At 51.8% G+C, this 14,849-nt stretch carries 12 protein-coding genes and 2 pseudogenes; 9 read left to right on the plus strand and 5 right to left on the minus strand.

Annotated features, from left to right (window positions below):
• Positions 1-299 precede the first annotated feature (299 nt).
• Positions 300-749, minus strand: coding sequence for a hypothetical protein (locus ET810_RS00375; RefSeq protein WP_134316358.1), 450 nt, complete (start codon positions 747-749; stop codon positions 300-302).
• Positions 750-1,151: 402 nt separating this feature from the next.
• Here ET810_RS00375 and ET810_RS00380 point away from each other — a divergent pair, with 402 nt between their 5' ends.
• Both ET810_RS00380 and ET810_RS00385 read left to right on the plus strand, forming a co-directional pair.
• Positions 1,152-1,562, plus strand: coding sequence for a hypothetical protein (locus tag ET810_RS00380; RefSeq protein ID WP_134316359.1), 411 nt, complete (start codon positions 1,152-1,154; stop codon positions 1,560-1,562).
• An 87-nt stretch (positions 1,563-1,649) separates the two neighbouring features.
• A pseudogene (locus tag ET810_RS00385) lies at positions 1,650-2,083 on the plus strand (pyridoxamine 5'-phosphate oxidase family protein).
• Between the two features lie 8 nt (positions 2,084-2,091).
• On the opposite strand, the gene nadE reads toward ET810_RS00385, so the two are convergent.
• A complete protein-coding gene (gene nadE, locus ET810_RS00390; RefSeq protein ID WP_087454455.1) occupies positions 2,092-2,922 on the minus strand; it encodes an ammonia-dependent NAD(+) synthetase in 831 nt (276 codons plus the stop codon).
• 234 nt (positions 2,923-3,156) lie between these two features.
• Here nadE and ykgO point away from each other — a divergent pair, with 234 nt between their 5' ends.
• The 4 genes from ykgO (at position 3,157) to nrdE (ending at position 6,874) form a co-directional block, all read left to right on the plus strand.
• A complete protein-coding gene (ykgO, locus tag ET810_RS00395) occupies positions 3,157-3,279 on the plus strand; it encodes a type B 50S ribosomal protein L36 (RefSeq protein ID WP_003852698.1) in 123 nt (40 codons plus the stop codon).
• Between the two features lie 487 nt (positions 3,280-3,766).
• Positions 3,767-4,000: a glutaredoxin-like protein NrdH gene (gene nrdH / locus ET810_RS00400; RefSeq protein ID WP_087454454.1), complete on the plus strand. Its 234-nt coding sequence runs from the start codon at positions 3,767-3,769 to the stop codon at positions 3,998-4,000.
• 126 nt (positions 4,001-4,126) lie between these two features.
• Positions 4,127-4,564, plus strand: a complete 438-nt coding sequence (gene nrdI / locus ET810_RS00405; protein ID WP_087454453.1) for a class Ib ribonucleoside-diphosphate reductase assembly flavoprotein NrdI — start codon at positions 4,127-4,129, stop codon at positions 4,562-4,564.
• 150 nt (positions 4,565-4,714) lie between these two features.
• Entirely contained in the window at positions 4,715-6,874 is a 2,160-nt protein-coding gene (nrdE, locus tag ET810_RS00410) for a class 1b ribonucleoside-diphosphate reductase subunit alpha (protein WP_087454452.1), read from the plus strand.
• 72 nt (positions 6,875-6,946) lie between these two features.
• Here the strand turns inward: nrdE and ET810_RS00415 are convergent, their stop codons facing one another.
• On the minus strand, positions 6,947-7,432 hold the full coding sequence (locus tag ET810_RS00415) for a ferritin (protein WP_087454451.1): 486 nt from the start codon (positions 7,430-7,432) through the stop codon (positions 6,947-6,949).
• A gap of 453 nt (positions 7,433-7,885) precedes the next feature.
• On the opposite strand from ET810_RS00415, the gene nrdF reads away from it, so the two are divergent.
• Both nrdF and ctaD read left to right on the plus strand, forming a co-directional pair.
• The gene (nrdF, locus tag ET810_RS00420) at positions 7,886-8,872 is read left to right on the plus strand and encodes a class 1b ribonucleoside-diphosphate reductase subunit beta (RefSeq protein WP_087454450.1); all 987 of its coding nucleotides are present in this window, start codon (positions 7,886-7,888) and stop codon (positions 8,870-8,872) included.
• Between the two features lie 478 nt (positions 8,873-9,350).
• Positions 9,351-11,072 (plus strand): aa3-type cytochrome oxidase subunit I, encoded by a 1,722-nt coding sequence (ctaD, locus tag ET810_RS00425; RefSeq protein WP_087454449.1) that lies wholly within the window; start codon positions 9,351-9,353, stop codon positions 11,070-11,072.
• A gap of 99 nt (positions 11,073-11,171) precedes the next feature.
• On the opposite strand, the gene ET810_RS00430 is transcribed toward ctaD, so the two are convergent.
• Positions 11,172-11,513 carry a hypothetical protein gene (locus ET810_RS00430; RefSeq protein WP_087454448.1) on the minus strand — a complete coding sequence of 114 codons (342 nt, stop codon included), beginning with the start codon at positions 11,511-11,513 and terminating at the stop codon, positions 11,172-11,174.
• 1,539 nt (positions 11,514-13,052) lie between these two features.
• On the opposite strand from ET810_RS00430, the pseudogene serB reads away from it, so the two are divergent.
• Positions 13,053-14,332 (plus strand): annotated as a pseudogene (gene serB, locus ET810_RS00440) (phosphoserine phosphatase SerB).
• A gap of 48 nt (positions 14,333-14,380) precedes the next feature.
• Here serB and ET810_RS12930 read toward each other — a convergent pair.
• Positions 14,381-14,836, minus strand: coding sequence for a GNAT family N-acetyltransferase (locus ET810_RS12930; protein ID WP_087454446.1), 456 nt, complete (start codon positions 14,834-14,836; stop codon positions 14,381-14,383).
• Positions 14,837-14,849: the final 13 nt, after the last annotated feature.

Here is a 14,849-nt window from a genome sequence, read left to right on the forward strand (position 1 = left end):
TTTGCCTGTTAAAGATATGTATGGTGCATGCAATAGATCTTGTGCACCTGGAGGTAAGCACAGAAGGTGCCCTAACCAGAGATTCTTGATTAGGGCATGGGGTGTGACTGCGCTATCGGAATAATTGAGGCAGTTGATCTTTGAAGAAGAACCAGATAGCTCCAGCAGCTGCGCTGATGATGGTAAGTGCACCAGCCACCCAGGGGGCGTAGGTGAGGAAAGGAGATTTAAGGTTTTGTGTGTGCTCGGTTATTGCGTTGCAGAGGGGGTTTTGTGCATATTCTTCTGTGAGTGGAATATTAATTTTTATCAACGCTTGATTTTTCGATATCGGCAGCAGTAAGTGCATGGGTGTGCGAGGCTGTGACACTTTCGCCTTGGTTAAAGAGCTCAGGATTTTTTCCGAGTGAGTGGACGAATTTTACTTGTCCATTTTCGGCGTATACGCCGTCGACGTCGGGGGGTACTGTAGCTGCGACTCCCAGTATGGCAGCTCCTTTTTGGAAAGAAACATTTGAGATCTTCATCTGGTAGGTGATCGTATCGCCCACCTTTGCCTGTTGAAAGCTAGACCAGGAAGGCGTCACGGAAGTTAAAGAGTAGTCAATGCCAGCACATTGCCCTTCGAGCCGCGTTGCCGCACTTGCCGCAGGTGCCGCGACGAGGGTGGAAGCCGCAGTGGCAAATGCGCACGTTAACGCAATTGCTGTTCGTTTGGCACTGGTTTTAGACGGAGTGGTGAGCTTCATTGCTTCCTTTCGCGGAGTTCTGGCTGGCGCAGCGGTTAGGGTCCAAATCTCTTACAAAGAATTACCTTTGATTTTGTTGACGCGTCTTTAATCTTAGTTAAGCTTAGTCGTGTGGCAGTATTTGTCCATATCGGGAAAAATTTATCCCATTATTGCTGGTAAATGCACATTTTGCGGGGGATTGTGTGGGGTAGTGTTAAATTGGGTCCGCTTATCTCTCGCTTTTTATTTAAAGGTATCGCATATCGCATCAAGGCTTGAGTAAGTGAAACTTCTTATAGTAGAAAAGCTGCCGAGCCTTCGGTCTTAGAAATGTTTCACGTGAAAACTTAAATAAAAAGCGTGAAATCATCACCCCTCAGAAGCCTGTTCTTTTCTGGCCGGTATGTGACAATAGGTTGCATGCAAGGTGAGAAAGTTATGTCGCGTGAGGGCGTCGAAAAGCTAACAAAACTGCTTGTCTCCGGCGAGGCTTTGCGCTGGATTCGCGAGTTTGAGGCTTATCGCTCGGGGTTGGCAAACGTGGAGGAGTGTGATCGGCCGGATAAGCGGACAACCGTTTTTGTGGACGCTGCGGACCTGGTGTGGGCATGGATTTCAGAGCCGGGGGATAATGGCTTTCGACGTTATGCTGAAGAACTGATTTCTCGCGAGAAAGCCGAGACCACTCCTGAAAGTGTGGATTTTCCCGAATTGACTGCCCTCTGGCCAGATTCGGAGATGACTGTCTTGTCTCAGGTGGTGGAGCAGTGGGAGTTTAGCCACCCGCCATTTGTGGGGATGGTCGATGCCGATGGCGGAATTATTCGTTAGCCTGAGGCCACCCCTAGATGTGACGAATATAATTCCAGTTAGGTAAAGATCGCGCTTTTTTGGTGCGCCGCTGGGATTATGGGTGGCATGGATAACAATTCTGAGGCGATAAGGGTATTAGGGCAGGACGAAATTATAGAAAGGCTCCGCGGCGAGCCCGTTGGTCGGATCGTTGTTCGACGTAAAGACGATATGGACGTCTTTCCGGTGAACTACGTCGTTGACACCTCGCAGGGGGAGCCACGTATTTATTTACGCACGGTGGAGGGGACAAAGCTGTTTACAGTGAATCTGAACCCCAGGTGCTCTTTGAGGTTGACCAGTTTAATGAAGAAGCTGGTTGATCGGTGGTTGTCCGCGGCACTGCGCATGTGGTGAAAGATAGTGCCGAAATTCAGCGTGCAGAGACTCTTGACCTGCGCCCATGGCTGCCGACATTAAAGTACAACTTTGTATGCATTCCCTGCCGGGAGTTGTCGGGGCGCGCGTTCGTTTTTGGTGAAGAGCCGGGACGTTACTAGCAGCAGGCTTATCGACGCCACCACGTGTCGCCTGGTTCTACTGGTAGATGGCGCTTATGCTCGCTGACATTCCATAAGTGCTCGATGCGGGCGCTAGCTTCCTCGGAAACTTCGTCGGTGCCTTCGATGTAGGCATCAATATCGGAATAAGTGACGCCGAGGGCGGCCTCGTCGGGAAGCGCTGGGCGCTCTTCCTCCAAGTCTGCGGTGGGGACTTTAAGCCACGTGGAATCTGGGGCGTCAAGGGCTTGTAAAAGCTGTGCCCCTTGGCGCTTGGATAGTCCCGCGAGGGGGAGGATGTCGGCTGCGCCGTCGCCAAACTTGGTAAAAAAGCCAGTGACGTTTTCGGCGGCATGATCGGTGCCGATAACCAGAAGTCCCTTTTCGCCGGCCAAAGCGTACTGTGTGATCATCCGTTGGCGCGCTTTGACGTTTCCCTTATTAAAGTCGCCGAGTTCTTCTATGCCCAGGGCTTGGGCAACGTCTGCTGCACAGGCATCCGTGGCGGGCTTGATATTAATGGTGACGCTATGGTCTGGCTGAATAAAAGCAAGGGCGGTTTGGGCGTCGGCCTCATCTGATTGAACACCATAAGGCAACCTGATTGCCCAAAATTCTGCGAAGCGCCCTTCCTTGCGTAATTTTTCTACCGCCAGCTGGGCTAAACGCCCGGCCAATGTTGAGTCCTGTCCGCCGGAAATGCCAAGGGCAAAGCCTTGTGCGCCGGACGAGGCGAGGTAGTGGGCAAGGAAGTCGACGCGTGCTGTAATTTCTTCAGCAGGATTGATGGCTGGCTGGGTGTGGAGTCGGCGTTTAATCGTGTTACGTAGTGTGTCCATGATGCCATCTTAGTTTTTCTCCCGTCGGGTGCCGTTGGGCGTAGAAAAATGAGGCGAGATCAGCGGGTCGGGGACGTTGGGCACCAGGGTTTGGTATTTGCGTGCTTGGTAAGATAACATCATCCCTCGTGTAATGGCAGGTTTTCTACCTATGCGAAAGCATGTGAGTGGAAACGTGCCCAAATAACCGTGAAGCCTCTCTATGGCTTTTCTTGGAGAAGAAAGGAGCGCCCGATGAAGGTCCGCAAGTCCCTTCGGTCGCTGAAGAACAAGCCGGGCGCTCAGGTTGTCCGTCGCCGCGGCAAGGTTTACGTGATCAACAAGAAGGATCCTCGTTTCAAGGCTCGCCAGGGCTAGGATATTTTTTTGCAAACGACCACCTCTCGGGGTGGTCGTTTTTGTTATGTACAGGGAGAAAAGGGGGATTGTTGGGGAGAGGAGTACTTTCCACGCTCTATAACTTTTCTATAACGAAAAAAATTTTAGCGAGGGAGTGAGCTGGTCTTATGCAGGGCGGGGAAAACTTTGTTGTGACTTTCGGCCGGGTGAACATGAGTGTCACCCGCTAGATGTAGTGGCGGGGGCAAATGCCGTACTGGGAATTCCTTTGATGTAACTACTATATATTGTGCCTGTTGCGTATTTTGACCACTAACTATAGTGTCTTCTTGTGTCGCCGGAACGGCTCGGAGAACAGCGGAAATGAAGAATTTCCGCCCGTATCCCCTCTGCTGTGGTGTTGTTTGTATAGAGCACCGCATGTTCTCCGGGGAACAACATACGTTGTTAACTATGTCGTTTCGGTCCTAGGGACCGTTTGCTCAAGAGTTAGGAATTGTGCGCCATGTCGATCACCGTCTACACCAAGCCAGCTTGTGTTCAATGCAATGCCACCAAAAAAGCCCTCGATCGTGCAGGACTTGATTACACGCTCGTAGATATCAGCCTCGACGATGAAGCCCGCGATTACGTGATGGCTCTTGGTTACCTCCAGGCTCCGGTCGTTGAGGTAAACGGTGAGCACTGGTCAGGCTTCCGCCCCGAGCGCATCAGCTCGCTGGTGGCACAGGTTGCCTAATGACCTTGTCTTCTGAGCGCCGTGACGGGGCCAGGGACTTCTAGGAAAGCCCGAGTGAGACAATAGGTCTTGCTTGGGCTTTTATACATAAGAGCCAGGACGCAATGTTTAGGAAGGTAGCCGGAGATGCTCGTCGTCTATTTTTCTTCTGCAACGGAGAACACGAAGAGATTCGTGCACAAACTAGGTTTTCCTGCCAAGCGAATCCCATTGCATAAGTCTTCCCCTGAACTGGTTGTGGACGAACCCTATGTACTGGTGTGTCCCACGTATGGCGGGGGAGCGTCGATAAGCGGTGGCAATACTAGGCCAGTTCCGGCGCAGGTGATCCGCTTCCTTAACAATGAGCACAATAGAGGGCTGCTGCGCGCGGTTATCGCAGGAGGCAACTCTAACTTTGGCCTTGACTTTGGCAAAGCCGGAGACATGATCGCAGCCAAATGCAAGGTGCCCTACGTGTATCGGTTTGAGCTTTTGGGTACGGATGAAGACGTTCGGCTGGTCCGCGATGGCTTGCTTGGCAACGCGGCTGCGCTGGGCCTGCTTCCTGAGCCTGTGGCGTAAAACAAGGGGCTCGCTCGTTTCCGTAGAACCGTGGGGTCCCATTATTTAATACTCGCCTTCTCCGTGAGCGTTGACTCCGAGAAGAGTCTAATTTCATAACATTTTCTATATCCGCACATCACCATTATTTGAAAAGGTAAAGGTTTCTTCGTGTCGCAATCTTTGGGAAAACACGTTGCTGAGCCGGTGTCTCGCATCGAACAACTCGACTACCACGCGCTTAACGCGCTACTCAATCTTTATAACGCGGATGGAAAGATCCAGTTTGATAAGGATCGTGAAGCTGCAAATCAGTTCTTTTTGCAGCACGTTAACCAAAACACTGTCTTTTTCCACGATCTTGAGGAAAAGATTGAGTACTTGGTTGAGAACAACTACTACGAGCCCGAAATTATCCAGAAGTATGAGTTCGCGTTTATTAAGGACCTCTTCAAGCAGGCGTATGCCCACAAGTTCCGTTTCAAGTCATTCCTTGGGGCGTATAAGTACTACACCTCCTACACGCTAAAAACTTTCGACGGACGCCGCTATCTTGAGCGCTTCGAGGATCGCGTGTGCATGGTCGCGCTAACGCTTGCCGACGGCGACCAGAACCTCGCCCGCAACCTCGTTGATGAGATCATGACTGGTCGATTCCAGCCAGCTACCCCTACCTTCCTCAACTCCGGTAAGGCACAGCGCGGCGAGCCCGTGTCCTGCTTCCTCTTGCGTATTGAGGACAACATGGAGTCCATCGGGCGTTCCATCAACTCCGCGCTGCAGCTGTCCAAGCGCGGCGGCGGCGTTGCCTTGCTCCTGAGCAACCTGCGTGAGGCTGGCGCACCCATTAAGAAGATTGAGAACCAGTCTTCCGGTGTGATCCCAGTGATGAAGCTGCTTGAGGATTCTTTCTCCTACGCAAACCAGCTTGGTGCACGCCAGGGCGCAGGTGCCGTGTACCTCAACGCACACCACCCAGACATCCTGAGCTTCCTGGATACCAAGCGCGAAAACGCAGATGAAAAAATCCGCATCAAGACGCTTTCATTGGGTGTTGTGATCCCGGACATCACCTTCGAGCTGGCTAAGCGTAACGACGACATGTACCTGTTTAGCCCCTACGACGTTGAGCGCGTCTACGGTAAAGCCTTTGCCGACATCTCTGTGAGCGAGCACTACGCCGAGATGGTGGAGGACCCACGGATCCGTAAGAGCAAGATCAACGCGCGCGAGTTCTTCCAGACCATCGCGGAGATTCAGTTTGAATCTGGTTACCCGTACATCATGTTCGAGGACACTGTGAACAAGGCAAACCCCATCGAGGGTCGCGTGAACATGTCCAATCTCTGTTCCGAGATCCTTCAGGTGAACACCCCGTCCCTATTCAACGACGATCTTACGTACGAGGAAGTTGGCGAAGACATTTCTTGTAACCTGGGCTCGCTGAACATCGCGATGACGATGGACTCACCAGACTTTGCCAAGACCATCGAGACAGCGATCCGCGGACTTACCGCAGTATCAGAGCAGACTGCTATCAACTCGGTTCCGTCGATTCGCAAAGGCAACGACGCAGCGCACGCTATCGGTCTTGGTCAGATGAACCTTCACGGCTACCTTGGCCGCGAGCACATCTACTATGGCTCTGAAGAAGGCCTCGACTTTACCAACGCCTACTTTGCCGCTGTTCTCTACCAGTGCTTGGTGGCCTCCAATAAGCTGGCTCGCGAACGCGGACGTACTTTCGCCGGCTTTGAGACCTCCAAGTATGCGACTGGCGAATACTTTGATGACTTTGATCCCGCAGATTTTGCGCCTAAGACCGAAAAGGTAGCAAAGATTTTTGCGGACTCCTCGATCTATACGCCAACGGCCGCTGATTGGGCAGACCTTAAGGACGCCGTGGCCGCTCATGGTCTCTATAACCGTTACCTTCAGGCCGTGCCACCAACGGGATCGATTTCCTATATCAACCACTCAACCTCTTCTATTCACCCAATCGCATCCAAGATTGAGATTAGGAAAGAGGGCAAGATCGGTCGCGTTTATTATCCAGCGCCCCACATGGATAACGAGAACCTCGACTATTTTGCGGATGCCTATGAGATCGGCTTTGAAAAGGTTATTGACACGTACGCCGTAGCGACGAAGTACGTGGATCAGGGGTTGTCGTTGACATTGTTCTTCAAGGACAGTGCGACTACCCGTGATATTAACCGTGCACAGATTTATGCCTGGAGAAAGGGCATTAAGACCTTGTACTACATCCGTCTGCGTCAGGTAGCCCTGATGGGAACTGAAGTAGAGGGCTGCGTTAGCTGCATGCTCTAACCTCAAAAAGGGGATGGCCCACCGCGAAAGCGGTGGGCCATCCCCCTTTTTTCTCAGCGTGCGCTGGGCAGTTTAGCGCTCGGCGAGCTCGGCGTCGATACGCAAGATTCCGGAACCAGTATCTGCGATGCGCAGGCGATCCAGGATCTCCTTGACGGTTGCTTCCTCTTCAATCTGCTCTTCTAGGAAGCGATCGATGAGCGGGCGTGAATCGTAATCCTTGACGGAATCGGCGATCTCTGCGAGCTCGCGGATCATGGCCGTGACTTTCTGCTCGTGTGCGAGGGAAGCCTCGAATGCTTCGATTGCAGAATTCGCATCGAGCTTCGGCGGTGCAATATCGCCGATCTGCGGGCGGTAGTCGCGATCAAGAAGGTGCTTAGAGAACTGAGCCGCGTGATCGAGCTCTTCCTTATGCTGAGCCTGCATCCAGTTGCGCATTCCGGTGAGAGAAAGATCGTCCAGGATGTAGGAAAGCTGAAGATAAACCATGGAAGCTTCAAGTTCGGCGGTGATCTGGTTGTTAAGGGCTGCTGCTAGATTTTCATTGATACTCATGGAAGTGATACTAAGTAGCAATAACGGATGTGTCACCTTAAGTTAGCCCAGCATAACAGGGATTTTTGTTGTTGGGTTGCCTAACTTAATGGCGGGGATTGTGGCGGTAAGTAAAGTGCTACTGAAAGTGAAATGAAAAGCTAGAAGGTGGTAAAGGCCACACTTTTGGGGCAGGTGGCTTGGATGTGCGCTCAGGTTTAACTTAGGGTATGGCACCCTATGGGGTCGCGGAATTGTGTGACTAAGATTACATTTTGGTTGTTGTTGGGTAGTTGCTGCCGGTCGAAGAAGTGGGGAGCCTTATAGTTCCTTCCGGGGCGTTGTGGGGTAGAATCGACGAGTAATAAGCTGCCCCGGGTCTGTGCGTAAGGCTGGCCGTTGTGCGTCGAAAAGCGGCATGCTTTTGACTGCTGGGTAAGGCAGGGAAAATTCCGAAGTAGGAAAGGTGAAACGGTGGAGTCTTACGATTCTTATCTCGAATCACATAAAAAGCCGGTCTCTGCAATTAACTGGAATAGCATTCCTGATGAAAAAGATCTTGAGGTGTGGGATCGCCTAACCGGTAACTTCTGGCTCCCTGAAAAAGTCCCAGTCTCTAATGACTTGAAGAGCTGGGGAACTCTCAATGATCTGGAAAAGACCACCACCATGCGGGTCTTTACTGGTCTGACCATGCTGGACACGATCCAGGGTACGGTTGGCGCCGTGTCGATGATTCCAGACGCGATCACCCCGCACGAAGAGGCTGTATATACCAACATTGCCTTCATGGAAAGCGTGCACGCCAAGTCTTATTCCAACATCTTTATGACGCTTGCCTCCACCGGGGAGATTAACGAGGCGTTCCGGTGGTCGGAAGAGAATGAGAACCTTCAGAAAAAGGCCAAAATCGTTCTTTCCTACTATGAGGGCGATGACCCGCTGAAGCGGAAAGTTGCCTCGACACTTCTGGAGTCATTCCTTTTCTACTCCGGCTTCTATCTGCCCATGTACTGGTCGAGCCATGCCAAGCTGACCAACACGGCAGACATTATCCGACTGATTATTCGTGACGAGGCCGTGCACGGTTATTACATCGGATACAAGTATCAGCAGGCCGTACGACAGCAAACGCCAGAGCGTCAGGAAGAATTGAAGGAATATACATTTGACCTTCTTTATGACCTCTATGATAACGAGATTCAGTACACGGAAGATCTCTATGATGATCTGGGGTGGACTGAAGATGTAAAGCGCTTCCTGCGTTATAACGCCAACAAGGCGCTCAATAACTTGGGATATGAGGGATTGTTCCCGGCTGACGAGTGCAAGGTTTCGCCGGCAATCCTCTCTGCGTTGTCACCTAACGCCGATGAGAACCATGATTTCTTCTCTGGCTCTGGTTCCTCCTATGTGATCGGTAAAGCCGAAAACACCACCGATGATGACTGGGACTTCTAGTAGGGAGTGCTAGAAAAACAGCGAATAACCGCCGTGCAAAAATTCTTCTTGAATTCCTCTTGTGCAGCGGTTTTGTCTATTTTTGAGCAAGGGGAATTGGGTGTATGGGGGCCTTGGGCGGAACCTGCTTTGAAATGGAAAATGTGATCTGACACCCCATTCATCCTTTGGATTGATAACCGCTGGGGGTGGGGTAGGGGCGCTTTGTGGGGGTGGCGTATAAAAACGCACCCTTTTTACTATGTGGTGCGTATCACTGGAACTATCTGGAAAATGCTGTACTTTTAGCGGAATTGGTTGCCCGGTTATGTAAAACCCCAGATAGACATTTCGTTTTGCAGGTCATCGCGCATAAACTTAGCTGAATTCCAGCCGGCTGTGGCTGGCTTACGTACTTACGCTGCCATAAGATGGGGCAGTGTAAATTTAGTCGTCTTCGTCACTTGGGGCGAGGCGGCTCACAAGTCAGGAGGATCGTATGACCGCTGTGGCGCTGAGACTCGAGAATTACTCCGAGCCAACAAGGCCCGCGCCGACCGGCGGTGCCCGTAAGGGCACCCTGGCCTGGAAAATGCTAACCACCACCGATCACAAGCAACTGGGCATCATGTACATCATCATGTCCTTTGTGTTCTTCTTCCTCGGTGGACTTATGGCACTGCTTATCCGCGCGGAGCTTTTCTCTCCAGGGCTGCAGTACCTCTCAAACGAACAGTTCAACCAGCTCTTCACGATGCACGGCACCGTGATGCTGCTTTTGTTTGGTACTCCCATCGTGTGGGGCTTTGCTAACTACATCCTGCCTTTGCAGATTGGTGCCCCGGACGTTGCATTCCCTCGTCTGAATGCTTTTGGTTTCTGGGTCACCATGATTGGTGCCGTTGCCATGCTTTCCGGCTTCCTCACCCCTGGTGGTGCTGCGGACTTCGGCTGGACAATGTACCTCCCGCTGGCAGACTCCATTCACTCCCCGGGAATTGGCTCGGACATGTGGATTGTTGGCGTTGGTGCAACTGGCGTGGGCACGATTTCCTCCGCTATCAACATGATCACCACGATCCTGTGTATGCGTGCTCCGGGTATGACCATGTTCCGCATGCCAATTTTCTGCTGGAACATTTTCGTGGCATCCGTCCTGGTTCTCATGATCTTCCCGCTCTTGACTGCTGCCGCCCTAGGTGTGCTGTACGACCGTAAGCTTGGCGGACACCTTTTCGATCCGGGCAACGGCGGCGCCATCATGTGGCAGCACCTGTTCTGGTTCTTCGGACACCCCGAGGTATACGTCCTCGCGCTTCCGTTCTTCGGAATCGTCTCCGAGATCATCCCGGTCTTCGCACGTAAGCCAATGTTCGGTTACATCGGCCTGGTCTTTGCAACGCTGTCGATCGGATCGCTGTCTATGGCCGTGTGGGCACACCACATGTTTGTTACCGGCGCAATCCTGCTCCCGTTCTTCTCCTTCATGACCTTCTTGATCTCGGTTCCTACCGGCGTGAAGTTCTTCAACTGGCTTGGAACGATGTGGAAGGGACATGTCTCCTGGGAGACTCCGATGACATGGACCATGGGCTTCCTGGTGACCTTCCTCTTTGGTGGTTTGACCGGCATCATGCTGGCCTCGCCTCCGCTAGACTTCCACATCTCTGATACCTACTTTGTAGTTGCTCACTTCCACTACACCTTGTTCGGTACCGTGGTGTTTGCTTCCTTCGCTGGTGTGTACTTCTGGTTCCCCAAGATGACCGGACGCATGCTCGACGAGCGTCTGGGCAAGATCCACTTCTGGATCACCTTCGTGGGCTTCCATGGAACCTTCCTGGTCCAGCACTGGTTGGGTAATGAGGGCATGCCGCGTCGTTATGCTGACTACCTTGATTCGGATGGCTTTACCACTCTGAACCAGATCTCTACGATCTTCTCGTTCCTCCTCGGAATGTCTGTGCTGCCATTCATCTGGAACGTCATCAAGTCGTGGCGCTACGGCGAGGTTGTTACCGTCGACGACCCATGGGGTTATGGAAACTCCTTGGAGTGGGCTACCTCTTGCCCGCCACCACGACACAACTTCACTTCGCTGCCACGTATTCGTTCCGAGCGTCCTGCGTTCGAGCTCCACTATCCGCACATGGTTGAGCGGATGCGTCGTGAAGCGCACGTGGGACACCACGCGGAGCCGGTTACCAAGAAGACTAGCTAACGTGCAGTAGCGACTGATTACTCTCTGACTTAAGTCGAGGCCTCGACTTTTTGTTGCGCTGCTGTTTTTTGGGTTGGAGAAAGGGGAAGGGGGCTTCTGTCAGCTAGATAATGTGCTCATAAATAGAGGGAAAGACGAGGACAGTCCAAAGTTTGGCAGTCTAGGAGGATTTGCAATGCACCTTTGGAGGTGCTGCTGACTTATCTCCAGGTAATGCTTGATTGCTTCCTCGGATTGGCCGTTGTTGGATAGCTTGTTAGTGGAAGATTGGGCCTCTTTGAGCTGCTTATTCCAGGCGGCTACCTCTGCCTGGAGGTTCTGGCATGCGGGCAGTACTGGCTTATCTGTTGCATGAGCCAGCGTGCTTGTGGCGCCGAGCGCGAAAGATAGCGCAACGGTGGTGGTTATGAGGACACGGGTAACAGTGGTCTGAAGATGCATATAACCCTAACTTCTTTAACGTTAATCAATTGTTAAGTTAATTTATATGTGGGGTTGTTGTTTATCAAGTGTTTTTGTGGTTCAAAATTTATGTGCGCTGCGTGATTATCGTTATGTGAAGATGGAGGGGGTAGCTGTTTTGTGCTTGGAAAGGGCTATCACTATATCTGCAATCGTATTTAGAGCTATTTCTTGCATAAAACTTAAGCGGTGCGCGTCCGTGTATAGCTGATTTGGCAGTATTAAAGTATGAAATCAGCTACTAGAGATACGATCATCAATGCTCTAGGGGCGTCTCGGATGGGCTGTATCTTTCCGATACGCAAAACAATAAAAAGCAAGCGCTTGAGCTTTATAGATGGAGCGTCGAGCTAGCGGCATCAATCCAAGAAACATTAGGTATTACAGAGGTGATTCTACGTAACGCCATGGATGGCCAATTGCAAAGTGGAATCGTAACGAGACCGGAAATGATAGTTGGCTCCTTGAGGATCCTGCTTCTCCACTACGAGGCCTTACTCAAGGAAAACGCCGAGAAGCAGTAAAGCGAGCAGAGAACTCTACAAAGAATCGTTCCACGACTCATCCTCGTTGTGGAAAGCCAATTACGCATGATGATGTTTTGGCGAACACCATGTTTGGAATGTGGAAGGACATTCTTCCAAATCATGCTCCCAATGCTCGTCCGGAGAATACAAAAACAAAAACCGTATTCGAATGTGGGAAGAAGCACTAAAACAAGCCTTTCCACATGTATCAGATCCTGATGGGAAAGAGACTTACTGGCGGGTAGCGCATCTCCATTTACTCAGAAATCGAGTGTCGCACAATGGACAGCTTGCTCAACGTTGATGCCCCTGATGTCATCGGCGATGCATTTTCTCTTGTAAGAAGCATAAATCCAGTTCTAGAGCAGTGGCTTACTGGAACGAGCACTGTGAAGAAAATTTATTCCACGCGCCCCTGATAGAAAAAGAAAAAGCCTACAGGCGCAATTTGTCCTGTAGACTTTTTCAACTCATAGCGAGGGACCTCGTCCTCACTTTCTCTGAGATCGAGCATACTCGCAGAAGATTTTATTGCAAGTTGCCAAAAAATAGCCCCTAGAAAAATCACAGTAACGGCCTACCCATCTCACTTTGCCGGAGCGATCTCCGCATACGCGGAGAAAAGCAGGCACGTGTCCATTCCAAACGCGTGGCTCAGGAACTACCTCCGCATACGCGGAGAAAAGACTAACTTACCTGCATGTTTACTCACCAAAGAAGTCAAAACAGCCCAAACTGCGTCTGGAATAAGCACATTAACTCCATGTAATCGGTGCGAAAACTAGCCTCCGTTATTAGACCATGACAAAAGTGGGAAAGACCATTGCACACCCCCGCAGGATCCACGAGAAGGCCTAGAACCACAAGACCGAAGGAAGGTACTTTGCCCCATAGGATGGAGAACAAGCGCGTGCTCGTTGATGCGGCGTCCGTCATTCCTAAATAGGGGAATACTGGGAGGGATCGAGAGGCTTCGTGCAACAATAGATCGGTGATTGAACTGGACCAGCCTCAAGTAACTGTTAGCCTTCGCCCAGAGTTGACTCCGGCTGTTATTACTATTTCAGGCCAGGATCGGCAGGGAGTGTCGGCAGCAGCTTTCCGTGTTTTGGCTGCTAACGGCGTGCAGATTCTTGATGTTGAGCAGTCGCAGTTTCGGGGGTTTCTCGGTCTGGCAGTGTTCGCGGGCGTAGAGGCCGCGGGCGTGGAGACTCTGGAGGTAGGTCTTAAGGAGACTCTGAAGACGTATGGGCAGAGCGTCAAGATTGAGCTGCAAGAAGTCGCTCAGTCTTCACGTCCGCGTTCTACGCATGAGGTGGTTATTCTTGGGGACCCGGTGGAAGCTCATGATTTGTCGCGTATAGCGCAGACTCTGGCAAATTTTGATGCGAATATCGATACGATCCGTGGCATTTCTGATTATCCGGTTACTGGCCTTGAGCTGAAGATTACTGTCGCTAATCATGAACCAGGTGCGGCTATGCCTTTGCGAAAAGCCCTGGCCGAGCTCACTACAGAGCTAGGTGTGGACACATTGCGATTGAGCGTGCAGGGCTTTTGCGACGCTCTAAGCGTCTCATTTGTTTCGATTGCGATTCCACGCTCATCACCGGTGAGGTTATTGAGATGCTTGCAGCGCACGCCGGTCGGGAAAAAGAGGTCGCAGAAGTCACAGAACGCGCGATGCGGGGCGAACTGGATTTTGAAGAGTCGCTGCGGGAACGCGTCAAGGCTTTGGCGGGTCTCGACGCTAGCGTCATCGGTGAGGTCGCTGATTCCATCGAATTGACGCCGGGGGCAAGAACAACCATTCGGACGTTGAAGCGGTTGGGCTACAAGACTGCTGTGGTGTCAGGTGGTTTTATCCAGGTTCTTGAGGGCCTTGCAGAAGACCTTGGGCTGGATTATGTCCGCGCCAACACACTGGAGATCGTGGACGGGAAGCTTACTGGCCGGGTGATTGGGAAGGTCGTCGATAGGGCAGCTAAGGCGGAATTCTTGGAAGAGTTTGCCCGCGAATCGGGCATAGAAATGCATCAGACTGTCGCAGTGGGCGATGGCGCGAATGACATCGACATGATCTCTGCCGCTGGTTTGGGCATTGCTTTTAACGCTAAGCCGGCATTGCGTGAGATCGCCGATACCTCTGTGAACTCCCCATTTTTGGATGAGGTCGTTCACATGCTCGGTATTACACGGGCCGATATTGATGCTGCAGATGACTCGGATGGAAAGATTCGTAGAGTCCCGCTGCCGCAGCAGAAAAACTAGTATTACGAGCGGTATTCGTCGGCGAGCAGGGAATAGACCATGGAGTCATCAGTCATCGTGGAGGCCTTGGCAAAGGAACCCGGCTTTCTCTGCAACACGCTGGCTGGCCTTGTTGTGGGGGTCTGTGCGTAGTTCAATGCGGCGGACGCCGAGTGAGAATGCATAGTCTACGGCGAGCAGTAATGCTGAGGTCATGAGGCCTTTTCCTCGTGACCATGGGTCAGTCATGTAGCCCACATCCATGGCATTGTGCTCTCCAACAAGTGGCCGTAACTCAATTTGTCCGCAGAAGCGGTCGCTTGTACGGGTCGTAATCACCCACCGCAGGTTGTCGTGTTCAGTCGTGATGAATTCTTTTGCGTTAGCAAGGGCGTAACCTGCGGGAACCGTCGTGTATTTCTGAGTCAACGGGTCAACGCAGGTGGCGGTGAGGTCGTGGGCGTCGGAAAGCAACAAAGGTCGTAGCCTTATCGATTCGTTGCTCAGGGCGGGAACGTGAGCCATGACAAGCCTTCCT

The organism is Corynebacterium silvaticum (genome assembly GCF_004382825.2).
GTDB classification, from domain to species: domain Bacteria; phylum Actinomycetota; class Actinomycetes; order Mycobacteriales; family Mycobacteriaceae; genus Corynebacterium; species Corynebacterium silvaticum.

What these genes read in the sequence shown, in the direction of transcription:
- ET810_RS00375 (WP_134316358.1), bottom strand. Translation starts at nt 749, where the DNA reads ATGAAGCTCACCACTCCGTCTAAAACCAGTGCCAAACGAACAGCAATT.
- ET810_RS00380 (WP_134316359.1), top strand. Translation starts at nt 1,152, where the DNA reads ATGCAAGGTGAGAAAGTTATGTCGCGTGAGGGCGTCGAAAAGCTAACA.
- nadE (WP_087454455.1), bottom strand. Translation starts at nt 2,922, where the DNA reads ATGGACACACTACGTAACACGATTAAACGCCGACTCCACACCCAGCCA.
- ykgO (WP_003852698.1), top strand. Translation starts at nt 3,157, where the DNA reads ATGAAGGTCCGCAAGTCCCTTCGGTCGCTGAAGAACAAGCCGGGCGCT.
- nrdH (WP_087454454.1), top strand. Translation starts at nt 3,767, where the DNA reads ATGTCGATCACCGTCTACACCAAGCCAGCTTGTGTTCAATGCAATGCC.
- nrdI (WP_087454453.1), top strand. Translation starts at nt 4,127, where the DNA reads ATGCTCGTCGTCTATTTTTCTTCTGCAACGGAGAACACGAAGAGATTC.
- ET810_RS00415 (WP_087454451.1), bottom strand. Translation starts at nt 7,432, where the DNA reads ATGAGTATCAATGAAAATCTAGCAGCAGCCCTTAACAACCAGATCACC.
- ctaD (WP_087454449.1), top strand. Translation starts at nt 9,351, where the DNA reads ATGACCGCTGTGGCGCTGAGACTCGAGAATTACTCCGAGCCAACAAGG.
- ET810_RS00430 (WP_087454448.1), bottom strand. Translation starts at nt 11,513, where the DNA reads ATGCATCTTCAGACCACTGTTACCCGTGTCCTCATAACCACCACCGTT.
- ET810_RS12930 (WP_087454446.1), bottom strand. Translation starts at nt 14,836, where the DNA reads ATGGCTCACGTTCCCGCCCTGAGCAACGAATCGATAAGGCTACGACCT.